Source organism: Polynucleobacter rarus (genome assembly GCF_003072505.1).
Lineage (GTDB): Bacteria > Pseudomonadota > Gammaproteobacteria > Burkholderiales > Burkholderiaceae > Polynucleobacter > Polynucleobacter rarus.
The window spans coordinates 2045800-2069002 of record NZ_NTGB01000001.1 but is presented as its reverse complement, the minus strand read 5'-3'; the positions used below and the strand labels follow the sequence as shown (position 1 = coordinate 2069002).

General features: G+C 42.6%; 23 protein-coding genes. 6 read left to right on the top strand and 17 right to left on the bottom strand.

The window, feature by feature from the left end:
• Positions 1–180: 180 nt before the first annotated feature.
• The 10 genes from AOC35_RS09840 to AOC35_RS09795 are packed head-to-tail and all read right to left on the bottom strand — an operon-like array spanning position 181 to position 9840.
• On the bottom strand, positions 181–1071 hold the full coding sequence (locus tag AOC35_RS09840) for an isocitrate lyase/PEP mutase family protein (RefSeq protein WP_159077547.1): 891 nt from the start codon (positions 1069–1071) through the stop codon (positions 181–183).
• Positions 1068–1574 carry a LeuD/DmdB family oxidoreductase small subunit gene (locus AOC35_RS09835; protein WP_159077546.1) on the bottom strand — a complete coding sequence of 169 codons (507 nt, stop codon included), beginning with the start codon at positions 1572–1574 and terminating at the stop codon, positions 1068–1070. Before AOC35_RS09835 ends, AOC35_RS09840 begins: the two co-directional genes overlap by 4 nt.
• Positions 1571–2854 (bottom strand): 3-isopropylmalate dehydratase large subunit, encoded by a 1284-nt coding sequence (locus AOC35_RS09830; protein WP_108646916.1) that lies wholly within the window; start codon positions 2852–2854, stop codon positions 1571–1573. The genes AOC35_RS09835 and AOC35_RS09830 overlap by 4 nt, the downstream gene beginning before the upstream one ends.
• A gap of 21 nt (positions 2855–2875) precedes the next feature.
• On the bottom strand, positions 2876–3853 hold the full coding sequence (locus tag AOC35_RS09825; protein WP_108646915.1) for a Bug family tripartite tricarboxylate transporter substrate binding protein: 978 nt from the start codon (positions 3851–3853) through the stop codon (positions 2876–2878).
• Between the two features lie 32 nt (positions 3854–3885).
• Positions 3886–4854 carry a Bug family tripartite tricarboxylate transporter substrate binding protein gene (locus tag AOC35_RS09820; RefSeq protein ID WP_159077545.1) on the bottom strand — a complete coding sequence of 323 codons (969 nt, stop codon included), beginning with the start codon at positions 4852–4854 and terminating at the stop codon, positions 3886–3888.
• A gap of 57 nt (positions 4855–4911) precedes the next feature.
• The gene (locus tag AOC35_RS09815) at positions 4912–5913 is read right to left on the bottom strand and encodes a Bug family tripartite tricarboxylate transporter substrate binding protein (RefSeq protein WP_108646913.1); all 1002 of its coding nucleotides are present in this window, start codon (positions 5911–5913) and stop codon (positions 4912–4914) included.
• Positions 5914–5915: 2 nt separating this feature from the next.
• Complete coding sequence (locus AOC35_RS09810; protein WP_108646912.1) at positions 5916–6971, bottom strand: Ldh family oxidoreductase; 1056 nt, start codon at positions 6969–6971, stop codon at positions 5916–5918.
• A complete protein-coding gene (locus tag AOC35_RS09805) occupies positions 6968–8101 on the bottom strand; it encodes a mandelate racemase/muconate lactonizing enzyme family protein (RefSeq protein ID WP_108646911.1) in 1134 nt (377 codons plus the stop codon). The genes AOC35_RS09810 and AOC35_RS09805 overlap by 4 nt, the downstream gene beginning before the upstream one ends.
• A 25-nt stretch (positions 8102–8126) precedes the next feature.
• The gene (locus AOC35_RS09800) at positions 8127–8873 is read right to left on the bottom strand and encodes a GntR family transcriptional regulator (protein ID WP_108646910.1); all 747 of its coding nucleotides are present in this window, start codon (positions 8871–8873) and stop codon (positions 8127–8129) included.
• Between the two features lie 43 nt (positions 8874–8916).
• Positions 8917–9840, bottom strand: a complete 924-nt coding sequence (locus AOC35_RS09795; RefSeq protein ID WP_108646909.1) for an SMP-30/gluconolactonase/LRE family protein — start codon at positions 9838–9840, stop codon at positions 8917–8919.
• Positions 9841–10017: 177 nt separating this feature from the next.
• On the opposite strand from AOC35_RS09795, the gene AOC35_RS09790 reads away from it, so the two are divergent.
• From AOC35_RS09790 to aptA, 4 genes are all read left to right on the top strand, one after another.
• Complete coding sequence (locus tag AOC35_RS09790) at positions 10018–10944, top strand: 3-hydroxyacyl-CoA dehydrogenase family protein (protein WP_108646908.1); 927 nt, start codon at positions 10018–10020, stop codon at positions 10942–10944.
• A gap of 33 nt (positions 10945–10977) precedes the next feature.
• Positions 10978–11856, top strand: coding sequence for an enoyl-CoA hydratase-related protein (locus AOC35_RS09785; protein ID WP_108646907.1), 879 nt, complete (start codon positions 10978–10980; stop codon positions 11854–11856).
• Positions 11857–11868: 12 nt separating this feature from the next.
• A complete protein-coding gene (locus AOC35_RS09780) occupies positions 11869–13092 on the top strand; it encodes a CaiB/BaiF CoA transferase family protein (protein ID WP_108646906.1) in 1224 nt (407 codons plus the stop codon).
• A gap of 138 nt (positions 13093–13230) precedes the next feature.
• On the top strand, positions 13231–14574 hold the full coding sequence (aptA, locus tag AOC35_RS09775) for an omega-aminotransferase AptA (protein WP_108646905.1): 1344 nt from the start codon (positions 13231–13233) through the stop codon (positions 14572–14574).
• Between the two features lie 20 nt (positions 14575–14594).
• Here the strand turns inward: aptA and AOC35_RS09770 are convergent, their stop codons facing one another.
• The 7 genes from AOC35_RS09770 to AOC35_RS09740 form a co-directional block, all read right to left on the bottom strand.
• Positions 14595–14849: a DUF2442 domain-containing protein gene (locus tag AOC35_RS09770; protein ID WP_108646904.1), complete on the bottom strand. Its 255-nt coding sequence runs from the start codon at positions 14847–14849 to the stop codon at positions 14595–14597.
• A 114-nt stretch (positions 14850–14963) separates the two neighbouring features.
• Entirely contained in the window at positions 14964–15938 is a 975-nt protein-coding gene (locus AOC35_RS09765) for a Bug family tripartite tricarboxylate transporter substrate binding protein (protein WP_108646903.1), read from the bottom strand.
• The gene (locus tag AOC35_RS09760) at positions 15935–16942 is read right to left on the bottom strand and encodes a Gfo/Idh/MocA family protein (RefSeq protein WP_108646902.1); all 1008 of its coding nucleotides are present in this window, start codon (positions 16940–16942) and stop codon (positions 15935–15937) included. Before AOC35_RS09760 ends, AOC35_RS09765 begins: the two co-directional genes overlap by 4 nt.
• Positions 16943–16988: 46 nt before the next feature.
• Complete coding sequence (locus AOC35_RS09755; RefSeq protein ID WP_108646901.1) at positions 16989–18113, bottom strand: mandelate racemase/muconate lactonizing enzyme family protein; 1125 nt, start codon at positions 18111–18113, stop codon at positions 16989–16991.
• A gap of 27 nt (positions 18114–18140) precedes the next feature.
• Complete coding sequence (locus tag AOC35_RS09750; protein ID WP_108646900.1) at positions 18141–19031, bottom strand: NAD(P)-dependent oxidoreductase; 891 nt, start codon at positions 19029–19031, stop codon at positions 18141–18143.
• The gene (locus AOC35_RS09745) at positions 19028–20146 is read right to left on the bottom strand and encodes a TRAP transporter substrate-binding protein (RefSeq protein ID WP_108646899.1); all 1119 of its coding nucleotides are present in this window, start codon (positions 20144–20146) and stop codon (positions 19028–19030) included. Before AOC35_RS09745 ends, AOC35_RS09750 begins: the two co-directional genes overlap by 4 nt.
• A 1-nt stretch (position 20147) precedes the next feature.
• A complete protein-coding gene (locus AOC35_RS09740) occupies positions 20148–20369 on the bottom strand; it encodes a hypothetical protein (RefSeq protein WP_108646898.1) in 222 nt (73 codons plus the stop codon).
• A gap of 137 nt (positions 20370–20506) precedes the next feature.
• Between AOC35_RS09740 and AOC35_RS09735 the strand changes: the two genes are divergently transcribed.
• Positions 20507–22117 carry an NAD(P)/FAD-dependent oxidoreductase gene (locus AOC35_RS09735; RefSeq protein ID WP_108646897.1) on the top strand — a complete coding sequence of 537 codons (1611 nt, stop codon included), beginning with the start codon at positions 20507–20509 and terminating at the stop codon, positions 22115–22117.
• Positions 22118–22146: 29 nt separating this feature from the next.
• Positions 22147–23148 carry a Bug family tripartite tricarboxylate transporter substrate binding protein gene (locus AOC35_RS09730; protein ID WP_108646896.1) on the top strand — a complete coding sequence of 334 codons (1002 nt, stop codon included), beginning with the start codon at positions 22147–22149 and terminating at the stop codon, positions 23146–23148.
• Positions 23149–23203 lie beyond the last annotated feature (55 nt).

The window sequence follows — 23203 nt, the reverse complement described above, 5'->3', positions numbered from 1 at the left end:
AGGGAACTTTAATGGTGCAGAAACCACAATTTGGGGCAAGGCTTTCGGTCGCCTCATTTGTTCAAGATCAAGCTTGATCTTGAATTCAAGCTATTGATAAGATTGAATTAAATTTGAAAATTTTAATGAGATTAAATGCACAACATTGGTGCTTCAATACTGACTTTTACCCTTGAGGATTTAAGTGAATTTCTTTTCCCAGTCTTCCAAGGCGGCAAGTCCGAGCGCTGCATTGTATTCTTTGCCACTCCATATTTGATTTTGGATAGACTGCAAATTATCATTTTCTTTTAGACTGTTTAAAGCTTGTGACATCGCAAAACCAAATACACCTCTTGCCAGACTAGGACGAATGCCAATGTCGATGCCTAAGGCTTTCATATCGGCTGTTTTTAATTGGGAGATGGGTCCACCCACATCGAGGTTATACAAACAGGTTGCATTGACCTCTGCTTTGACACTGGCAATTTTTGCTAATGCATCAGGATGGGGTTTTAATTCGACAAAAACGGCGTCAGCACCTTCAGCAATAAAAATTTTCGCCCTCAGAATTGCTTCCTCTAATCCCAAACTCTCAGCACAATCCGTTCTCGCAATGATCATGAAACTGGAATCGACTCGGCTAGCTACTGCCGCCTGTATTTGCGAAACAGCTTCCTTTCGATCTAGCACTTTTCGAGCGCCTTCAAATTGCGCGCAGCGTTTTGGGAAAATTTGATCCTCGATATGAATCGCGCTGACTCCTGAAGCTTCAAACTCTTCAATTGTGCGTTGAATATTAAATACCCCACCATAGCCTGTGTCAGCATCGCAAATTAAGGGCACATTAATACTGTGGGCTACGCGTCTGGCGTGATCTGTCATGAGCGTTAAATCTACCTGCCCAATATCTGGACGACCAAGCAAAGAGGCTGAGACACCGTTGCCGGTCATATAAGCGGCAGCAAACCCTGCGTTTTCAACTAACTTAGCACCGTAACCATCATAAATACCTGGCGCAATTAAGGTTTGGTCTTGCGCGATTAACTGGCGTAATTGTTGTCTTTTTTGTAGAGCAGTAGATTTTGTCACGCTTGAAAATTCCAGTCGGGATGTTGATTGAGGAATGGAATTAGACCACCCATCGAAATGATTTTTAATACTTCTTTCGGTAGTAGACTTGCTTGAATTGTCTGCTTGGACTCAACCTGTACTAAACCAGTTAGTAAATCAATATTTAAATTTGCGCCATCTGAAATTTGACTAGTGTCACATTCCAAAATGGCCAAGCCATTATTAATGGCATTTCTGAAAAACTGGCGTCCAAAAGAGGGGGCCAAGATACAGCGAACTTGCATGAGGTGTAAGACGGCAATGGCTTGTTCGCGTGAGGAGTTGATACCAAAATGCTCACCCGCCACAATGATGCCACCTTGAGCTTGTTTTAGCCGTTGACTAAATCCAGGGTTCAATTGCTCAAAAGCAATCGTACTGATAAATTGACTATCTTTACCTGGCGCATATTTACTTGAACAATTGATGTCAGTATTGACATCGTCCCCTAATTTGAAAGCTTGACCAATAATGTTGTTCACGCTACAGCCCTCCATGTCCCACCATCAATGGTTCTTGGGTCAGTAATATAGCCAGTTAAAGCGGAGGCTGCAACAGTTGCGGCTGAGCCGAGCCAAATATCTGCATTCGGATTGACGAGTCGACCTTTAAAATTGCGATTAGCGGTCGAAATCACCACTTCATGATCACCAGGTACTAAATGGTTGGTAATGCCTACACAAGTCCCACAGCCGGCAGATTCAAAGGACGCGCCAGCCATACTGAAAATCTCAATCAAGCCCTCGCGAAGGGCGGCTAAATAGATTTGACGAGAAGCTGGAGTAATAATCATGCGCACACCAGGAGCAAGTTTCTTGCCTTTTAAAATAGCAGCAGCTTGGCGAATGTCATCTAGTCGTCCATTCGTACAGGTACCAATGAGGGCGAATTGAATTTTTTGTTGGGTAATTTCGTTGACACCGACAATATCATCTACGGCATGTTTTCTGGCAACTTGTGGTATCAGGTCACTGACATTGATTCGGATTTCTTGTTCATAGCGCGCATCCGCATCCGCAAAAACTGGTTGTGGTGTTTTGGCCCCGTGGGCATTTAACCAATTAATCGTTTTTTCATCCGCCTCAAGAATAGCAGCTTTAGCCCCTAACTCGGCGGCATGATTACACAAGGTCATGCGATCATCAATATCCATCGCACTCACAGCAGTGCCAACATATTCGATCGCTTTGTAATTGAGGCCCTCGGCTTTGAATTTACCTAACATCGTTAAAGTAATATCTTTTGCCCACACACCCGGCTGCAACTGGCCATCAAGATGAACCTTCACTGTTTGAGGAGCCCTTAACCAGATTTTGCCACTGGTCATAACGCCCACAACATCGCTACCTTCAATCCCTGTTCCAAAGGCGTTAAATGCGCCGTAAGTCGTCGAGTGCGTATCTGTGCCAACGATTAAATTGCCACTTGTTAAATGACCACCTTCTGGCAGTACTTGATGACAAATGCCATCACCAATATCATACAAATGCGTACCAGCTTGCTTTGAGAAGTTGCGCATTGATTGATGGGTTTGGGCTGCTTCCTCGTGAGGTGGGGGAGAGTAGTGATCTAAAACCATGGCAGTATTTTTAGCAAAGCCTAAAGCGGGCTTGTCTAATTTTTTCATGACTTGAAATGCGTTGCCCGCCCGCGTGTCAGTCACCATCGCAAAGTCAACATTGCAGACCACGACTTGTCCTGCCTTGACTTCACTGACGCCTGCATGTGCAGCTAAGATTTTTTCTGAAATAGTGGAACCCATATTTAAGCCTTTGTTATGGAATTATTTTTCCCATTGAATCGTCTTGATGATCTTGCCCCAAGTTTCATACTCTGACTTGGTATATTCAGCGAGTTCATTTGGGGTGGATGGTGCCGGTTCAACTCCGATATTTCGAAGTTTTTCCGCTGTACCAGGATCTTTGAGCGTTGCCACAATTGCTTGATTCAATTTGTTCTGTATCTCAGCTGGAATCTTTGCTGGGCCAATGAAGGCATACCAATTTTGTGCTTGATACCCTGGATATCCTTGCTCTGCAATCGTAGGAATATTCGGTAAAGAGTCTGCTCTTTTCACTCCCGTAGTCGCAAGGGCGCGAAGTCTGCCAGCTTCAATAAAAGGAATTGCGGTGGGCGTACTAGCAAAAATGGCCACAATATTGCCACCAAGGAGGTCATTCATTGCAGGACCTCCACCTTTGTAGTTCACATGTTGACCATTCATACCAGAACGAACTTTTAAAAGCTCCCCAGCAAGATGCCCGGTACTGCCTTGACCCGATGAGCCAAAGGTAATAAAGCTGCCAGATTTTTTACCGGTTTCAACAAAATCTTTCAAAGTTTTAATTGGCGAATCTGCTTTAACCACTAGTACATTCGGAAACACGACGCCTTGTGATAAGAAAGTAAAGTCTTTCAGAGGGTTGAAGTTCGTCCCGCCAGGCATATGCGGATTAATCGCTAAAGAACCAATTGTCGTGAGAGCAATGTTATAGCCGTCAGGAGGAAGCTTCAATAAAAAGTCACTAGCAAGGTTTCCACCAGCACCGGGCTTGTTATCGATAATGACAGTTTGACCTAACATTTCTTGTAATTTTGGAGCCAAAACTCTAGCTGTCGAATCAGATCCTCCACCTGCGGCAAACCCAATGATTAAATGGACGGGTTTGCTCGGAAAATTCTTTGCATCTTGAGCATGAGCGAAGAATGAAGTAATAGTCAGTGACGCTATTAGAATGCACGAAATACTTATTTTCTTCATCTACATCTCCTTTGACTCATTAAAATTGATTCTTAATTTAATTTGATATTCGATTTTTTAGCGATATCTTTCCAACGATTAATATCCGATAAAAATAATTTCTTAAAGTCATCTTGATTCAGCGGCGCCATTTGAATACCTGCCTTAGTGAAACTGTCTTTGACACTCTGCTGACCGAGTACCTTTAAGGTTGCTTCACTAATCCTCTTTTGAATTTCAATCGGCGTTCCTGCTGGCATAAAGATACCTTGCCATAAGGTGATTTCATAATCTTTCACGCCAGCCTCTAGCATGGTTGGTACTTCAGGAGCGCCTGAAAAACGTTCTTTACTGGTCACCGCTAGAGCCCGCATCCTACCACCTTTATATTGCGCAAGCCCAACTGGCATGCCGGCGAAATAATAATCAATTTGCCCACCAATCGTATCTGTGGATGCGGGGGCGCCACCTTTATAGGGGACGTGAATGGCGCTAATTCCAGAGAGAACACCAAACATTTCCCCCGCCATATGGTCAGAGTTACCAATGCCTGACGAGGCATAGGTTAACTTACCAGGTTCTTTTTTTGCCGCTGCAATAATATCTGCAACGTTTTTATAGGGGGAGTTGGCTCCCACGACTAAGATGTGGGGCGTAGCAGCAAAACCAGCAATTGGAATTAAATCTTTTGTGCCGTTAAAAGGCAAATTGTTATTTAAAGCAACACTGATAGCAAGTCCATTTTGTGCGACCAAGATGGTGCTGCCATCCCCCGCACTTTTTGCCGTTGCATCTGCTGCAATATTGCCTGCCGCACCGCCGCGATTTTCAACGATGACGTTTTGTTTGAGTTCATCTCCGAGTGCTTGCCCAACGATTCGAGCTGCAATGTCAGTTGAACTACCTGCTACATATCCAACATAGGCGCGAATAGTTTTGTTCTCATTAGCTTGTAATTGAAAACTCATGCCTAAGCTAATCAGCAATCCTAGTAATACGCGATTCATCAATTGATTCGTCATAACCATCTCTATGTTGAAAAATAAAACTGTTTTTAAAAAGTAATTTTTAGATCATGCCTAGTCTAAACTAATGCCACCATCTTTGATAATCTTTCTCATCCGGTAAAACCCATCTTTATTTGCCTTATTAAAAGCGGCTTGACCCGTTGGTACCAGTTCAAATCCTTGCGCAATGATTTGTTCTTTCACTTTTGGATCTTTTAATACTTGCGTGATCGCATCATTGATTTTATTAACCACTTCATTCGGTGTACCTTTCGGGGCAACTAAAGCAGCCCAAGCCATTAATTCATACCCTGGAACTGTTTCAGCGACGGTTGGTACATCGGGTAAAAGTTGCGATCTTTTCGAACTAGTAATCGCAATTGCTTTGAGTTTGCCAGCTTTAATGTGAGGTAATACCACGGCGAGAGCGCTAATCATTATAGGAACTTGTCCGGCCATTACATCTGTCACCGGTGCTGCTGCACCTTTGTAAGGAATATGAACGAGGGGAGCGCCCGTCATTTGTCTCAACATTTCCATGCCAATATGCTGAGGTGAGCCGTTACCCCCAGAAGCATAGTCCAATTTACCAGGGTTTGCTTTGGCATATTCAACTAGTTGCTTAATCGTATTGGGTTTGAAATTAGGATTTGCTACCAACACGAAGGTAATACCAGCTATTTGAGAAATTCCTGTAAAACTGGTAAGTGGGTCATAGTCAACCTTTTTATAAAGGTTTGGCACCATATTTAAGATACTGTCGTTAAAGGCCCCAATGACATAACCGTCTGGTGTTGCTTGGGCAACTTTGTTGGCGCCAATCAAGCCAGCACCACCGGTAATATTTTCGATAATGAGAGGTTGGCCGAGTGATTCAGATATTTTCTGGGCAAATGGACGCATCAGAACATCCACTGCAGAACCTGCCTGAAGCGGCATGGTTATTTGAATAGTTCGATTAGGGTAATTGGATTGCGCCATCACAGCACCAGAAAAAATGCAACTCAGTACTACATTGACTAAGAGTAATTTTTTCAAAAGGCTAGATTTGCTACGAAGGTTATTATTCTGCATTTTTATTCTTCAAGAGGAGCAACACCAGCAAGCTTAGCCGTTGCTTGTAAAGCAGTAAAAAGGTTATCCGGAATCGGAATACCCTCTACTGTGCGTTTTGCTTTTGATTTAGCAATGCCGTCGCCTGGTACCCGAATTTCTGTAACACCAGGCAGCTTTTTCGAATCCTTGATTTCTCCGACTAGACGATTTGCATCACTAATCAAATGTTCTGTGCCACCTAAAAAGTCTGGGTTGATTGCTATGATTGTCTGTCCAGTATTCGTGACCGCTTTGGAGTCCGCGTTAAAGTCAACTAATTCAGAACCTACCGCTGCGCCGTTCATACAACCGGCGAGAAGGGCAATCATGAGGGACAAACCATAACCCTTATATTCACCAATCGGAACTAACATTCCTTCATGAGAGCGGTTTGGATCCGTGAGAGGTTGACCTTGTTTATCAATCATCCAGCCCACTGGCATTTCTTCACCTTGTTGGGCTTTCATTTTTACTTTGCCATATGCCGCAACAGTGGTTGCCATGTCTAGCAGTACAGGGGGTTTGCCTGCACCCATTGGTACCGAAATAGCAATTGGGTTGGTTGAAAGTAACATATCAATCCCACCCCAAGGTGCCATGTGATTAGCACTACCAACTGCTAAATACATGCCTACTAAACCAGCCTCTGCAACTAAATTGGTGTACATGGAACCAGCACCGGCATGGTTACCATAGCAGCAACCGACCCAACCAATACCATTTTTCTTGGCTTTTTCGATGGCGAGTTCAGTACAACGATGCATGATGAGGTGACCCATGGCGTTATCGCCATGTAATAGTGCGATGGACGGTGCATCCTTTAATAACTTCATTTGTGGATGTAAATTAATTCCGCCTTCGACAATGCGTTTTGAATATTGTGGTAATCTAAAAATACCGTGTCCATCTGCACCGGATAAATCGGCTGTGACCATTAATTCAGCAATGATTTTGGCGTCTGCACTAGGCATACCTAGTCCTACATAGACGCGTGTGATGAATTCCTCTGCTTGCTGCGCTGTAATGATGTGACTCATTTAATTGTTCTCCATGTTTGTCCGTTACTATATTTTTTGATTTCTGCTTCATCAAAATGAAAGCCTAAACCTGGGGATTGATGCAGCATTAAATCACCATTTTTAAAGTCTAATTGACGATTGATGAGGCGTCTGAAGTTGAGAACTTGGTCGTCCGTAAAGTATTCTACAAATCGTGCATTCGGTGTGGCTGCCACGAGGGGGGCATGCAAGTCGTGAAACCAGTGAGGACTCACTGTAATTCCTTTGGCGCTAGCGTAAGCCGCAATTCTGCGCCATTCACTAATACCGCCACAAACTGCTGCGTCCGTTTGTAGTATTTCACAGCCACCCGCTTCAATCAGTTCCCGAAAACGCCAACGACCTACTTCAATTTCTCCGGTAGCAACCGTAATCGAAGTTCTAGCGGCCAGTCTTGCATGTAAATCAATCGCATCTGGTGAGAAGGGCTCTTCAATCCAATAAGGGTTGTACTCTTCAAAGCGTTTAATATATTCCATGGCAGTAGGTAAATCTGCCCAAGCATTATTAGCATCCATCGTGACTAAAATATCTTCACCGACGGCGTCTCGCACTGCTGCTAAACGCTCTTCTTCTTCGGCAGGCGACAAGCGACCTGTTTTCATCTTGACTGCTTTAAAGCCAAGAGAAACATAATTCTCCATTTCTTTGGCAAGGTGACTCGGCGTTTTTCCATCGACATAATAGCCGCCACTTGCGTAGGCAGGAACCTTGTCTAAGGTAACGGCACCTAGGTATTCATGTAGTGGTAGTTTTGCTGCTTGAGCATTGAGATCCCATAAAGCATTATCCAAAATAGATATGCCACGCATAACTGAGCCTGAGCGTCCCTGCAGAATTGCCTCTGCGTACATTTCCTGCCAAAGTCCTTCAGAGCGATGACTATTTTGACCAATTAATTTGGGAGCCAATAGTTCTTCTACCGCAACCCGCGCTATTGAGCCAGCACCACTGCCGACATAGCAAAACCCAATGCCCTCGAGACCTTCTTTATTTCTGACTTTAACTAAGCAATAATGTCTCTCAGAAACTGTTCTGGTTGAGAAAGAAGTTACCTTATCAAGGGGGATAGCTACATTAATGACTTCTACAGACTCAATGATTGACATAAAGTATCTCCAGGTTTTTGTTTAATTAGTTATTTTCCAGATTGGAACTTCTCAGACTCATCTTAAACGTATATCGATGTTCAGGATGCTGTGTTACTGATACTTCAAATGGTTGACCATCTTTATCATAATACTTTCTGACGACAACTAAGCAAGGCGATCCGACTTCTACACCTAATAAGTCAGCAGGTTGCTTAGTAAATGTCGAGGCATAAATTTCTACATCCGCTTTAGCCATGCTAACCCCATATTCCTCTTCAATTTGGGCGTAAACCATATGTTGACCGTGGTTTTTGTTTTGGGTCAATTTGGCAAATTGTTGAAGTATATATATATCAGTCCATGCTAATCGTAAATCAGAATCTTCTTCTAGTCGAACTGCTCCAATGTGATACCAAGCTGAGCCGATGGGGGCGTCCAATAATTTTTGTAATTGCACATCACATTCAACATATTCTTCAATGTGATTCTTACGGTAGGTATTACGCGGATAGTTTAAAATTTCGCCAAGAGAATTGAAGCTTTGACTAAATTTTCTAGGTGATGAGGTTGAAATTACTCTTGTCGCAGCACCTTGTCGCCGATGGATATAGCCAGCTTCAGAAAGGTGTTGTAAGGCATGACGGATTGTCTGCCGACTAACCTTGAGCATTTCACATAACTGCGCTTCAGAGGGTAGATTGTCTCCTACCGCCCAAACACCTGACTGTATTTTTGAAAGTAAGTCTTTCGAAACATTTTTATACAGTACAGGACGTTTGGAATTTTCCATCTTTTTAATTTTTCTAAGCTACTAATTAAATAAGATGGATTAATTAACTTAAACCGAAAACTTTTTTACCTGGAACAGGTAATTTTGCCTTCAAAATATCACCAGACATTGATTCAGTAATGTATAAATCCTGACCATCAGGACTGCAAGCAATATTGGCTAAATGGTGATGATGTTTGTTTTCTGAATAAATGAGGTGAGTTGGCAACATATTGTTATCAAAACGCCAAACACCAACTCCTAAATGGCAAACTAACAGGCCGTTTTCAGAGTCCATTTCAATCCCGTCAGGACCAGCAGCGCCGCCAGACAATTGAATAGCAACGCCTGTTTTAGAAACTGAACCGTCGGCCATTAAAGGTAAGCGCCAAATTTGTTGTGCACGTGTGACTGCTACAAAAACGTGCTTCTCTGAAGTGTTCAGAGTAATACCGTTTGGACTTGGTACGTTAATCGCCAAGCGATCTAATTGTCCACTTGCCGTCAATCTAAAGACGCGACCAGTTGGATCAACGATACCTGTTTGACCTTGATCGGTAAAGTACAAGTCTCCATTTGAAGCAAAGTGCAAGTCATTCAAACCTTTAAAGGACTCGCTGTACATCGAGCCGAGAATCGTCGTGATGTTACCTGTCTTGGTGTCTAACTCAAGCAAGCCCATTTTGTAATCGCAAATGAACGCACGTCCGTCTTTATGAAACTTCAAACCATTTGGCCATCCATCGTACTGAGTAATGAGTTCCCATTCGCCTTTAGTAGAAATACGGAAAATACGGCCGTAAGGAATATCGGTAAACCATAAATTACCTTCTCTATCAAAGGAAGGACCTTCCAAGAAGCATTCAATTTCTGCACCCTGACGATTCGGAATAGCCCATGAAGTTGGTTTAGCATTCCTAAATTTTGCAGGCATAGACATAAAAACTTCAGTTTTAATCAGTTCTACGGGCTTAAATGGGTTAATCATTTTTTTTCCTAACTTGTTGTGACAGGTTGATAAAAATTTTATTAGATTGATAAATTATTTTTTTTATTTCAATTTAGACGATAGTATATACTTGTTTAATTGTTCATTTACGCACATCAATTTTAGGTTACTTATTTTAACTTGTTAGTACAAGTTGTTTATAGTTAGGGATTATTCATGAAAAAAGTGGTAGTCGTTGGCACTGGCATTATGGCTGTAGGCATTGCGGCTGGCTTTTTAGCAACCAATATGAGCGTCATTCTATTGGGTCGTAGTAAATCTCGGGCTGATGAGTTTGTAAATGAAATTGAGCAACTTACAGCAACAATTAATCCGAATTGGCAAGATTCTGGCGCACAGGTCATCACCGGTGAAATGACAACATGGTCGGACTGGGACGAGGTGGTTTGGGTGATTGAGACCGTCAGTGAAGATATGGCCTTAAAGCAGAAGGTTTTTGCTATGCTGGATCAGCAGGTTCCTCCGCATATTCCCATTGGAAGTAATAGTTCTGGCTTTCCGATCTCAAAAATTTCAGCAGGTTTGCCTACCGCAAATCGGATGTTAAACGCCCATTATTTTATGCCTGCTCACATCGTACCTCTAGTGGAAGTCGTGCTAGGTGAAAAGTCGGATCCAGCAATTGGCGAACAAGTTTGTGAAATGTACCGCGCCGCTGGTAAAAAACCTGTTTTAGTGAAAAAAGATATTCCAGGCTTTTTAGCAAATCGTATTCAACACGCTCTCATGCGTGAAGCTTTATCTCTCGTTGACGCTGGGATTGCTACGCCAGATGATGTGGATGCCGCCGTTCGGTATAGTTTTGGATTCCGCTACGCAGCAGTAGGACCAATGACACAAAAAGAAATTAGTGGTTGGGAGGGGATGGCAGGTGCTTCTGTCGAAATTTGGCCAGATTTATACAACGTCAAGGAATTGCAACCTTGCATGGCAAAGTTGATCGAAGAAGGAAAATATGGCATGAAATCCAAAGAAGGATTTAGAACTTGGAGCGATGAGGAAATTGCCCAAATGCGTAAAAAATATAACGCAAGACTCAAAGCAGCCTTTAATGTTTTACAAGTAGAGCCAGACGAATTATAAAATTTGCATTCATTTATATAACTAGGAGAAAGTATGTCAGTAGATCAAGGTAAGAACTTTAAAGATATTTTGTTTGAGGTAAAAGATCAAGTAGCTTGGATTACGATTAATCGTCCACGCGTATTGAACGCATTCAGAGAGCAAACTTTGGATGAAATGATTGAAGCAGTTAAATCAACAAGAGAAGATCCTTCAATTGCATGTATCGTTTTCCGTGGTGCTGGCGATCGTGCTTTCTCAGCCGGTGGTGACTTTTATGCAATGAAGCGTTTAACTTTCACGAATGGATCTATGTGGAATGATCGTATGCTTGGTTTAGCTATGGCTATTCGCGGTGTACCGATTCCAGCGATCGCTATGGTAAACGGTTGGTGCGTAGGTGGTGGACATGAACTCGCGCTTTGGTGTGACTTGGTAATTGCTTCAGAAAAATCAGTTTTAGGTCAAACAGGTGCAAAAGTTGGTGCTTGTCCAACCGTCGGTGCAACACAGTACCTACCAAGAATCGTTGGTGAGCGGATCGCTAGAGAAATGATTTTCTTAGCAAAACGTTTTGATGCAAAAGAAGCAGAGCGCATTGGTTTGATCAATAAATGTGTTCCAGAAGACAAGTTAATGGAAGAGACTTTAGCTTGGTGTGAAAACATTAAGAGCAATAGTTCACAAACGATTCGTATGACGAAGAAGAGTTTGAACTTTGAATCAGATCAGTTGTATGCATCATGGCAGCATGGTATGGAATTACTCGCTTACGTATGGGGCTCTGAAGAGAGCTTAGAAGGTATGAATGCCTTCTTAGAAGGTCGTAAGCCTGACTTCCAGAAATTCCGTATGGCAAATAAAGCGGCTTTAGCGGATTACATGGATGGTTTCCATAAGAACCTCAATGCACCTCCTGATATGCGTGATTAAGGATTGATCGATATGACTTCTACTACTTCACAAAACCAACTCCCTGAAGGTGCTCTCTCAGGCTTTAAAGTACTTGATTTAAGTCGAGTGCTAGCTGGACCCTGGTGTGGCATGCTACTAGGGGATTTAGGTGCGGAGGTAGTAAAAGTTGAATCTCCAGGCTCGGGTGATGACACCCGAGGTTGGGGGCCGCCTTTTTTGGAAGGTGAGTCGGCTTATTTTTTAGGCGCAAATAGAAATAAAACAGGTTTAAGTATTCATTTTGGATCAGCAGAAGGTAAAGCACTTCTCGCAAAATTGATTCCGCAGTTTGATGTTGTTGTTGAAAATTTTAAAAATGGCACGCTCGAAAAATGGGGCTTTGACAGTCAATGGTTTGAGACCCATGCATCAAAAGTAGTTCGTTGCTCGATCACTGGTTATGGTACCTACGGTCCACTTTCACACTTGCCTGGATATGACTTTATTTTGCAAGCTGAGTCGGGTCTGATGAGTATTTGTGGTGAAGAGGGTGGTGTACCTAGTAAGTACGGCGTTGCGATTGTAGATTTGGCGACAGGTATGATGGCCTGTAACGCTGTGCAAGCAGCCTTATTAGCAAGATATAGAACTGGCAAAGGGCAACACGTCGAAGTGAGTTTGTTTGATACCTCAACAGCGCTCTTAGCAAATGTTGGTAGTAGTCACTTGGCTACTGGTCGAGATGCGAGAAGATTTGGGAATGGACATCCAACCATTGTTCCGTATACTACCTTTCCAGCGGCCGATAAGATGATTGCTTTAGCGGTTGGTAATGACGGTCAGTTTGCTAAATTAGCAGAAGTTTTAGGTCATCCAGAATGGGCTCAAGATGAGCGCTTTAGAACCAATACAGCTAGAGTTCAACACCGTGAAATCGTTGATGGACTCGTTGCTGAGTCATTTAAAACGATGCAATCCAAAGATATTATTTCGACCTTAAGAAAAAATGGTATTCCGGTCGGTGCTGTGAATACGGTTGCTGAAGCCTTGAGTAGTGAACATGCTCAGGTCAAAGAAATGGTCGTAGATATTGCTCATGAAAAAATTGGTAGTTTTAAGAGTTTAGGTACGCCTTTAAAAATGCATCAAACACCAACCAGTGTTAGATCCGCGCCGCCGATGCTTGGACAACACACTGATGAGATTCTAAAAAAATATTTACAACTGAGTGATACAGAACTCAGTGAATTGAGAGCAAAAAATATTATTCAGTAATCTAGATCTTTTTTAAGATACCTAGTTTCCTTGTAAAATCAACGGCTATTTAGGCTAACAAGAATGAGAAAGCGAATATACTAAAAGTGTTCGATTTTTAAACAATTAGTTACACTTCGTTTTCGATTAGGGGAATTTATGAGCAATGACTCTCGGTTACCAGCGCAAGAGCTGGATATGTCTGCTTATTGGTTGCCGTACACTCCCAACCGTTATTTTAAGAAGACCCCTAAACTCATGGCCTCTGCCAAGGGTGCTTATTATTTTGATACCCAAGGCCATCAAATTTTTGACGGTATCTCAGGTTTATGGTGCTCGCCCTTAGGACATGGCGATCCTCGAATTGGCAAAGCTTTGCAACAGCAATTTGAGACGATGGATTACTGTACTGCTTTTCAAATCGCTAGCCCTAATACGTTTACCCTTGCTTCTAGGATTGCTAAGATGGCTCCAACTGGGCTTGGTAAAGTATTCTTTACGAACTCCGGCTCGGAAGCGGTGGATACGGCCTTAAAAATTGCCATTGGCTATCATAAAGTTTTAGGTCAAGGCGGTCGGTTTCGTTGCATCGGTCGTGAACGCGCCTATCATGGGGTCGGTATCGGTGGAATCTCGGTCGGCGGTATTGTCGCTAATCGAAAAATGTTTGCAACGATGATGATGAACGGTGTAGACCATTTGCCGCATACTTATAACTTATCGCAAATGGCCTTTTCAAAAGGGCAACCAACGTGGGGTGCCCATTTAGCTGAAGAACTAGAAAGACTGGTTGCTTTGCATGAGGCGAGTACCATTGCGGCGGTCATCTTAGAACCCATGCAAGGCTCAACTGGAGTGCTTGTGCCCCCACAAGGGTATCTGCAAAGAATTCGTGAGATTTGTACAAAACACGGCATTTTATTGATATTTGATGAAGTGATTACAGGCTTTGGGCGTTTAGGTACACCTTTTGCTGCTGATCGATTTGGGGTGGTACCCGATATGATTACTTTTGCTAAAGCAATCACCAACGGTGTCATACCTTTAGGTGGTGTGATTGTGCGGGATGATATCTATGAGACCTTAATGAATAGCGGCGGTCAAGAACAGTTCATTGAGTTTTTCCATGGCTACACCTACTCAGGTCACCCAATGGCTATTGCGGCAGGCCATGCGGTATTAGATATTTTCGAGAGTGATGATCTAGTAAATCGGAGTAAGACACTAGAGCCTGCGCTTGAGCAAGCTATTCATGGCTTAAAAGGGCAAAGTAAGATTTTAGATATTCGTAATATTGGTTTAGCTGCAGCTATCGATATTGAGCCGAACGCTAAAGAGCCAGGCAAAAGAGGCATGCAAGTACTGGAGAAATGTTTAGAGAAGGGGGCTTTAGTGCGGATTTCGGGTGACACGATCGCAGTTTGCCCACCCTTTATTTCGACTGAAGCTGAAATTACAAAACTCGTGGATATTTTAGGCAGCTCTATTGCAGAAGTTGCCTAAAATTGATTAGTCTAAAAAGTTCAGCGCAAAATCCATTCGCCATGAGATTGGATTTGAGCGTACATTGTATCTGGAGCTAGATCGATATCTCCTGGCCAAGCAACAGCCCCATTATGAATGTGAACTTGATCAAAGATGGCTGGGTTCTTTAGTGCCTCGAAAACACCTGTTAAATGACTGTTTTCAAATCTAACTTTACCAATAGTGCCATCCTGAAACTTCACTTGTAAGACAAGCGGCGCAATCTTCTTTACTTCAATAACATCCCACTTCATCGGTCACCTCATTCCAAGGATTTAATGTACATTGACCTAGATTAGCTGTCAATAACACATCATGGAACTTGCAATTACTTAGAATGAAGTTACCTAAAAATAAGCAGAAATCAATTAATCAATCTTACCAATAGCTTTCAGTAAAGTTAACATTCTTTTACCGTCTTCTTGGGCAAACTTTTCAAATTCTGGCGCATCACGATAGTCCATGATGATGTTTTGTTTTTGGAAACCAGAAGTAAATTGAGGACTCTTTACGGCTTCCTTTAAAGCATTTCTGAGTGTCATGATGATTGGCACAGGAGTTCCTTTTGGTGCATAAATACCCGCCCAAATATAGTACTGAGCATCATATCCAGCCTCACGATAACTTGGGACATCCGGAAATGCTGAAATACGTTTTGCACTCGAAACGGCTAAAGGACGAACTTTTCCAGAAGCGATTTGTGCAGCGGCAACACCTGGAGCTGCGGTCGTAAAATCAACTTGACCACCTAGCAGTGCTAAAAGTGACGGGCCACCACCACCGAAGGGAACTTGGGTAAACTTCACGCCAGCTTGATACGCTAACATTTCAACTGAAAGATGAATCGGTCCAAAATTACCGGAAGAGGAGTAGTTGTATTTACCTGGTTCTGCTTTGGCTGCTTTGATTAAATCTTCCAAAGTTTTAAATGGCGATTCTGTTTTTACGAGAATAATCATTGGATCACTTGAAATCAACGCAATCGGCTCGAGTTGATTCAGTTCGTATTGTGGTTTTCTGCCAGAAATACGCTCTGCCTCTGGGTGAACCACCACAGAAGAGAGTGACATTGCTAAGGTGTAACCATTGGGTTTTGCATTAGCTACATAAGCGGTACCAAGGGCACCACCAATTCCGGGTTTATTCTGAACCACAATCGCTTGTTTTAAAACAGTACCTAAAGGTTCTGCCAAGATGCGTGCATTTAAGTCAGCTGCTCCACCTGGAGGATTCGCCACAATTAAAGAGATCGAAGAACTAGGATATGGGTCTTCTGCTTGAGCAGTAAATACACACAAAAGATTTAGAAACAGAGTAAATGCAATAGCAAAGGACTTTTTCATTGCGGAACCTTAACGGTTTGTTCATTGTTAACAGATAAAACGATGGATTCAAACATTGCAATGGTTTGTTCCATTTGTAATGGAGAAATCGGATATGGAGTTGGCACTCTAGTTGCATCAATACCAGAATGGAATTGATTTGGAATTGCTAAACTAAAGGCGTCTAACTCGGCCCGAATGGAGTCGAGTGGTGGCATGACAAAACGCTCAACACGACCGCCTTTATAACGGACAACAACCTCATTTTCACCAAGGGCTTCAATCGAAGCTTGATCGCCAAAAACATGTACACGCCAAAAAATGGGGGTTGCTCGCACCATTGCAAAATAACCACTTAAGCCATTATTGAATTTAACGGTAACAGTCGTTGAATCTCTTGGATCGTGTCCCTTACGCTGACTACACACCATCGCAGTGACAGATTGTGCAGGGCCAATAATGTTCACAAATGCTTCAATCATATGGATCCCTGTACCGGTGAGACCACCAGCAGGAGATTCATAAGGAGACTCACGCCAATCAGAAAAGAATTTTGTAGAGTGTTCGTTACTGTAATGACCTTCAATGTGCAACACATCACCTAAAATGCCACTTTTTACAAGTTCTCTTAACTTCGCCATGGAAGGCCAGAAGTGTTTATTTTGTCCAACAGCCAGCACAACATTGTTTTGTTGGCAGGCTGCTATGGCAGACTTCGCTTCATTAAAAGTTAAGGTTAATGGTTTTTCACAAAAAATATGTTTACCAGCATTGGCTGCTGCAACGATTTGCTCAGCATGTAAGGAGTGTGGAGTTGCTAAGACCACGGCCTTAATTTCTGGATTTTGCAGAGCATCCGATAAGTCGCTTGCCAAAGCCATGCCTTGTTGATTGGCAAACGCACGAGTTTCTTCTACTTCTTTCGTGATTCCTAAACTAAAGCGAATTTCTGTACTTTTATTTTGTACTGCAGTGGCAATATTTTTACCCCACCAGCCCATTCCTACTAATGCTGCATTAATCATTTTTTACTCAGTCTCTTAGGTTAAAACTCTTTGGTTAATAATTTCTTTACTGCATTTGATATTTTCTTACTAAATCTTCATCTACTTCAATTCCCAGTCCAGCTTTATCCGGAATCGGTAATAAGCCATTGATAGTTTGGATTGGCGTTTGCACAATGTCTTGCGCTAATGATAGATGACTTGGACTGACACCCCAACGAACATGAGGGAGCGCAGCGCTAAGATGTAATAAAGCAGCCGAAGCGATACTGGACTCAGCTAGTTTTCCGGCTAAGTTTAGTTCTAAACCCAAGGCCGCGCAGGCATGTCCAGCTGCCATTAAGCCACTGATGCCACCGAACTTTAAAGTTTTTAGAGATACGCCGGCAATCCCTAAAGGCAGATGTGCCATCACGGCAGCCATATCCGTCACTGATTCATCTAAACCGATCTTGACAGGACTTAAAGCAATCAGTTTTTGCAAATCATCCATGGCATTTTTGTGCAGGGGCTGTTCAAAATAAGATAAGTTGGCATCTTTTACACCCAACACATAAGTGGAGGCTTGCTCAAGATTCATGCCCATATTGGCATCGCCACAATACTGAATGTCATTACCAAATTCTTTACGCAGAGTGTTGGTGAGAAGAATATCATCAGCTAACGATTTAACACCTAACTTTAATTTAAAAAATCGATATCCCTGGTCAATCATCTTGCCTGTTTCGATAATATCTTTTTCAACACTCTTATTGCCAATCAACCACAACGGCACTGCATGGTCACGTTGCTTACCACCAATCAAAACGTGGATTGGTACTTGTAAGTAACGCCCAACCAAATCATATAGGGCAATATCAATTGCTGCAATCGCGCTCTTACCTTGCTTTACAAAGGAGAAAAGGGACTTTGTAATACCGGATAAATCGAGAGCGTTTTTACCAGGGAGCCGATCTTTTAATGAGCCATTAAAGGTACTTAAAAGCTCCTCTAAGGTCGAACCACCATGACTGGGTGCAGAGGTGGTTTCTCCCCAGCCGACTAAACCGTTTTCAGCCTCAATCCGAACCAGCATTGTTTCTGCTTCGCGTAACTCAACCCCAGCCATGAGGACCGGTTTGATCATCGGTAAACACACTCCGAAAGCTTCAACTTTTTTAATGATTAGTGGTGGCAATGTACTTGTGTTCATAGGGGTATTTTCTAGGTTAAGGACTATTTAAGGTTTGACTAAACTATTCTTTAAGATGGCTTCAAAAATAATGGCGTTATCTAAGTGACCATTGCCATTCGCTGATTCTGTTTCGAGTAATTCGATATAGCGCTGAGCAAGTGGAAGATGCTGCCCTTTGGCATCAGCGAGGTCTTGAATTAAGTGAAAGTCTTTTAAACTTTGATCGACTTTGCTTTGTGGATTTTCGTATTGGCGATTGACCATTAAGTTACCCTTGACTGCCATGACACTTGATGCTGCAGCAGATAGTTGTAGTGTTGCTAATAACTTTGCTGGATCTAATCCTAATTGTTGACCAAATACTAAGCCTTCTGCCATGGATGCGCGGTGTAAGCCCAGCACTAAATTGATGGCTAGTTTTGCTTTACCCGCATCACCCACCTCACCAATATGTTGTCGCTTCGGTGTAACGATATCTAATAGTTCGCTCACTGCTTCGAATTGCGACTCAATACCGCCCATTAGTCCCAGCGCATCGCCACGAGCGAGTTGTAAACTGGTACCAGAAATTGGTAACTCTAAAAAATGATGACCGAGATCTGTAAAAGATTTTGCAATTTTTTTAATTTCATCTGGGTCACAGGTACTGGTACAAATGACACTAATCGGCTCTTTCGGTTGATCTTTAAGTAGGCCGTCCGGCCCAAGTAATGTGGCTTCAACCTGTTTAGTATTAAATACAGCCAAAAAAATGACGCGACACGAAGTTCCAAGACCTGCAATTGTTCGTATGCGGTCTGCCCCAAATTCAGTACACCGGTTAAGATCCACATCAAAGCCTAAAAGAGGCACTCCAGCCGCGTCTAGTCTTCTGACTAAGGCTTGCCCCATGAGGCCAAGACCAATTACCCCAACGGATTGAGAAGAAGTGCTCATGGTAGTAAATCCATAAAAGGATTGTCTAAAGATTCTTGCATTAATTCATCCGAAGTAAATTCAGCATAGTGCTTTGCCCATTGCAAAATATCTTCAACAATTTCATCTCCGTTATAACCTTGGTCATTTAATTGATCAATTAATTGTTGCTTGACTGGCGCAACACGATCACGCCAAAGAGTTTGCTCTTCCGGAGTCAAAGAAATAAATTCCATACCGTTTTGAATAAAGGCTTCACATCCCCGAGCACCAGCTAGACCATAAAATAATTGCGCGCCTGCCTGAGCTAAACCTCTTAGCCATTCATTCAGAATGATCTTTAAATCTTCCGGTAACTGCGCGTAAAAACTGGGCGACAAGCCGTACTCTAAATTCACTCTTACTAAATTAGCACTGGTACGATAATTCGCATGCTTGTAAAGGCCTACAGTGTGGGCCGCGCTATCCGAAATAGAGATAGCAAAAACTTCATTGCTTTCGTAAGCCTTTTTTCCTTCGGGAGTACTACAACCCACAGGTATGGCGCCTAAGGCAGAAAATAAATCGGATTCAACCCCGTTACTACAAGCAATTTTTTTTCCGGCAATATCAGCTAAGGTACGAATGGGCTCACGACTAAATAAGTTGTACTCACTCGTGGCAACCATACGTCCCATTAACACCCCTTGACCTTCGAAATCTTTCCTAAAGTGTTTGTGATAGAGAGCTTCAGAAACAGCCGTTGCACCTTCTGCACTATCAAAAATGAAGGGCAAGCTCAGTGCTTGCGCGGCAGGAAACATCGTTGCATCCCAAGCTGAGTAGACAGGGCACATATCCGTAATCCCTGCTTTGAGAGCTTCAATTCCTTCTCGTTCTTTATGTAAACTACCACCCCAAAAAGCTTTAACTTGAATTGCCCCATCAGTCATTTGATGAAGACGTTTAAAGGCGGGCTCAAACACATCGACTACGGCTGGAGAACTACCGGGAATGTGAGCGCTAACGCGCAGTACAAACTTCGGTTCAACCGCCGTTAAGTCCGCTGGTGAAACATCGAGCCATGCTCTGGCAATCGTTGTTTTTTGGAGGACTTGCTCTACGCTATCGTTTCCTGCAATTTGTAAATTAGACATATTAATCAGAATCTTTCAAGTTTGTTTCTTTTTCATATCTTACAATTTCTGCTTGATAAAATTTGGCAAATTCGAACTGAGAAATATTGATCTGACGATTCGGATAATTATCGACTTGACTATAAGATAAGGCTGGTAACGTGGTAAGGAGGGTCATCAAACCCCATGACAAAAATTTTGCTCGGATGTTGATTTGAGAATGATTTAGTAACTTTAAAAGCAAACTTGTCTCCTGAGGTGATGATTTTTTTAATCTTTTGTTTAATTTTAGCTGAATTAAAACGAAATAGGTAGAACGCCAACTCAAAACAAACTGCCTAATCAGTGGATAATTGACATAATTTAATTTCTGACTAAAAAATGATTCAAATTACTGAATTACGGTTGCCGATCAATCATGTGCCACAAGCACTTGAACAAGTGATTCTTGATCGTCTTAAAATTTCCACAAATGAGTTAATTCGCTTTGAAATTTTTAAGCGTAGTGTTGATGCGCGTAAAAATGTAGATCTTGCTTTAATCTACACCGTACATGTCTCCGTCAAGGATGAGGATGCTGTGTTAGCCCAGTGGTCTTTTGATGGACATATTAGACCAGCTCCTGATACCGCATACCATTTTGTTGCCAAAGCGCCTGCGTTATTTGATGAGCGTCCAGTAGTCATTGGTTTGGGACCTTGCGGCCTTTTTGCCGCCTTAGTTTTAGCCCAAATGGGCTTTAAGCCCATCGTGCTTGAGAGAGGTAAAGCGGTACGGGAAAGAACCCAAGATACATGGGGTTTATGGCGTAAAAATGTTCTCAATCCTGAGTCAAATGTTCAGTACGGAGAAGGTGGAGCCGGCCTTTTTTCAGATGGTAAGTTATATAGTCAAATCAAAGATCCCCAATTTTTAGGTCGCAAAGTTATTGCTGAATTTATCAAAGCTGGCGCTCCGGCTGAAATTGAATATGTAGCCAAGCCACATATCGGTACTTTCCGACTGGTCGGCGTGGTGGAGCGGATGCGAGAGGAAATTATTGCCTTAGGTGGAGAAGTCAGGTTCTCAAGCAAAGTAAGCGAATTTTTAATTGAAAACGGAAAGTTGGAAGGCCTCCGATTAGAAAATGGTCAAACGATTGCCACGAAAAGGGCAATTTTAGCCCTAGGTCATAGTTCACGAGATACCTTTGCAGCATTGCACAGTGCTGGTGTTTATTTAGAGCAAAAGCCGTTTTCTATTGGGTTTAGGATTGAGCATCCTCAGTCGGTGATTGATCGTGCACGCTTAGGTCCACACGCTGGTAATGCAATTGTTGGCGCGGCTGACTATAAACTGGTACATCATGCTAAAAATGGTCGCTCTGTCTATAGTTTTTGCATGTGTCCTGGTGGCACCGTAGTTGCTGCCACCTCAGAGCCAAATCGAGTTGTCACAAATGGTATGAGTCAATACTCCAGAAATGAACGCAACGCTAACGCGGCGATTGTGGTCGGTATTAGTCCAGAAGACTATCCAGGTGGGCCGCTTGCTGGAATAGAGTTTCAGCGCTCAATTGAGTCAAAAGCGTTTGTCATGGGGGGATCTAATTACGAGGCACCAGGTTCACTGGTTGGAGATTTTTTAAAAGGGCAGGTATCTCAAGAGTTCAGAAGTGTATTACCATCCTATAAACCCGGTGTTCACTTAACCGATTTAACGCAATGTTTACCAGATTATGCAATTTTAGCTATCCAAGATGCATTGCCCCATTTTAATCAAAAAATACCTGGTTTTTCGATGAATGATGCAGTGTTGACAGGTGTTGAGACGAGAACCTCTGCCCCACTGCGAATCACGCGCGGTGTAGATTTTCAGTCTCTGAATGTACGAGGTCTTTACCCTGCTGGTGAGGGAGCCGGATATGCCGGTGGAATTTTATCGGCAGGTGTTGACGGCATTAAAGTAGGACAGGCTTTGGCACTTGATATTATGAGAAATAAAGTAAATTAATTTTTGCCATCAAATTTTAAGGAATCATCATGCAAGCAATCAATCAGTTAGGCACTAATTTAAGCACTCGTTTTGTAAAATCAGGGTTGATAGCATTTTTAACAATCACGTCTTTAACTTACCAAAGTGCTTTTGCCCAGGCTTGGCCAAATCGGACTATTAAAATTGTTGTGCCATTTGGTCCCGGCGGAGCTAATGATTTGGTTGCGCGCGCAGCAGCAGAAGGGATGTCCAAAGAGTTGGGGCAAAGCGTCGTGATTGAGAATAAACCTGGTGCGGGGGCAACTTTAGGGGCTGATTTTGTAGCAAAAGCCGCACCTGATGGTTATACATTTCTTGTTGCTGCAGCAGGTTTGGTCACCAATAGTTTGATCAAATCCAAAATGCCCTATAAAGATTCTGACTTAACCCCAATTGGCATGATTGCGGTAAGTCCATCTGTAATTGTGGTGGCTGCAGACTCCCCTATTAAGAATTTGAAAGATTTATTCGAAGCATCTAAAAAAGGGCAAGGCCTCAATTTTTCTACTGCAGGCACCGGAAGCACACCTCATTTCGTCGCCGAAATGCTAAAAATTAGTGGGGGTGGTAAGTTCGATATCATCCCTTATAAAAGTGGCTCTGAAGGCATGGTTGCGGTAGTGGGTCATCAGACCGATGCGACATCAGAAGCTAGCGTAGTAGTTATTCCACAAATTTTGGGGAATAAGTTGCGTCCTATCGCCTCCACTTGGAATACCAGAATCTCTGCACTAAAAGATGTGCCAACGGCCAAAGAGTTGGGTTACCCTAATATTTTTATTGGTCACTGGGCAGGCTTACTTGCTCCAGCTGGCACACCAGTTGAAGTTTTAGACAAGATGAACGATGCTTTAAATAAGGCACTGAAAAGACCTGAAATTAAAGATCGATTGATTGCTCAAGGAATTGAGCCAATTGGAGGTAATCGGGCGTCCTTCGTGAAGTTTATTGACGAAGAAAGAGCAAGATTAAGTGCGATTGTTAAAGCTACTAATATGAAAGAAGATTAAAAAAGTTTGTCATCATCCGACTGACTTATTGAAGCAGTATAGTATTTAAAATTTT

What these genes read in the sequence shown, in the direction of transcription:
- AOC35_RS09830 (WP_108646916.1), bottom strand. Translation starts at nt 2,854, where the DNA reads ATGGGTTCCACTATTTCAGAAAAAATCTTAGCTGCACATGCAGGCGTC.
- AOC35_RS09825 (WP_108646915.1), bottom strand. Translation starts at nt 3,853, where the DNA reads ATGAAGAAAATAAGTATTTCGTGCATTCTAATAGCGTCACTGACTATT.
- AOC35_RS09820 (WP_159077545.1), bottom strand. Translation starts at nt 4,854, where the DNA reads ATGACGAATCAATTGATGAATCGCGTATTACTAGGATTGCTGATTAGC.
- AOC35_RS09815 (WP_108646913.1), bottom strand. Translation starts at nt 5,913, where the DNA reads ATGCAGAATAATAACCTTCGTAGCAAATCTAGCCTTTTGAAAAAATTA.
- AOC35_RS09810 (WP_108646912.1), bottom strand. Translation starts at nt 6,971, where the DNA reads ATGAGTCACATCATTACAGCGCAGCAAGCAGAGGAATTCATCACACGC.
- AOC35_RS09805 (WP_108646911.1), bottom strand. Translation starts at nt 8,101, where the DNA reads ATGTCAATCATTGAGTCTGTAGAAGTCATTAATGTAGCTATCCCCCTT.
- AOC35_RS09800 (WP_108646910.1), bottom strand. Translation starts at nt 8,873, where the DNA reads ATGGAAAATTCCAAACGTCCTGTACTGTATAAAAATGTTTCGAAAGAC.
- AOC35_RS09795 (WP_108646909.1), bottom strand. Translation starts at nt 9,840, where the DNA reads ATGATTAACCCATTTAAGCCCGTAGAACTGATTAAAACTGAAGTTTTT.
- AOC35_RS09790 (WP_108646908.1), top strand. Translation starts at nt 10,018, where the DNA reads ATGAAAAAAGTGGTAGTCGTTGGCACTGGCATTATGGCTGTAGGCATT.
- AOC35_RS09785 (WP_108646907.1), top strand. Translation starts at nt 10,978, where the DNA reads ATGTCAGTAGATCAAGGTAAGAACTTTAAAGATATTTTGTTTGAGGTA.
- AOC35_RS09780 (WP_108646906.1), top strand. Translation starts at nt 11,869, where the DNA reads ATGACTTCTACTACTTCACAAAACCAACTCCCTGAAGGTGCTCTCTCA.
- aptA (WP_108646905.1), top strand. Translation starts at nt 13,231, where the DNA reads ATGAGCAATGACTCTCGGTTACCAGCGCAAGAGCTGGATATGTCTGCT.
- AOC35_RS09770 (WP_108646904.1), bottom strand. Translation starts at nt 14,849, where the DNA reads ATGAAGTGGGATGTTATTGAAGTAAAGAAGATTGCGCCGCTTGTCTTA.
- AOC35_RS09765 (WP_108646903.1), bottom strand. Translation starts at nt 15,938, where the DNA reads ATGAAAAAGTCCTTTGCTATTGCATTTACTCTGTTTCTAAATCTTTTG.
- AOC35_RS09760 (WP_108646902.1), bottom strand. Translation starts at nt 16,942, where the DNA reads ATGATTAATGCAGCATTAGTAGGAATGGGCTGGTGGGGTAAAAATATT.
- AOC35_RS09755 (WP_108646901.1), bottom strand. Translation starts at nt 18,113, where the DNA reads ATGAACACAAGTACATTGCCACCACTAATCATTAAAAAAGTTGAAGCT.
- AOC35_RS09750 (WP_108646900.1), bottom strand. Translation starts at nt 19,031, where the DNA reads ATGAGCACTTCTTCTCAATCCGTTGGGGTAATTGGTCTTGGCCTCATG.
- AOC35_RS09745 (WP_108646899.1), bottom strand. Translation starts at nt 20,146, where the DNA reads ATGTCTAATTTACAAATTGCAGGAAACGATAGCGTAGAGCAAGTCCTC.
- AOC35_RS09735 (WP_108646897.1), top strand. Translation starts at nt 20,507, where the DNA reads ATGATTCAAATTACTGAATTACGGTTGCCGATCAATCATGTGCCACAA.
- AOC35_RS09730 (WP_108646896.1), top strand. Translation starts at nt 22,147, where the DNA reads ATGCAAGCAATCAATCAGTTAGGCACTAATTTAAGCACTCGTTTTGTA.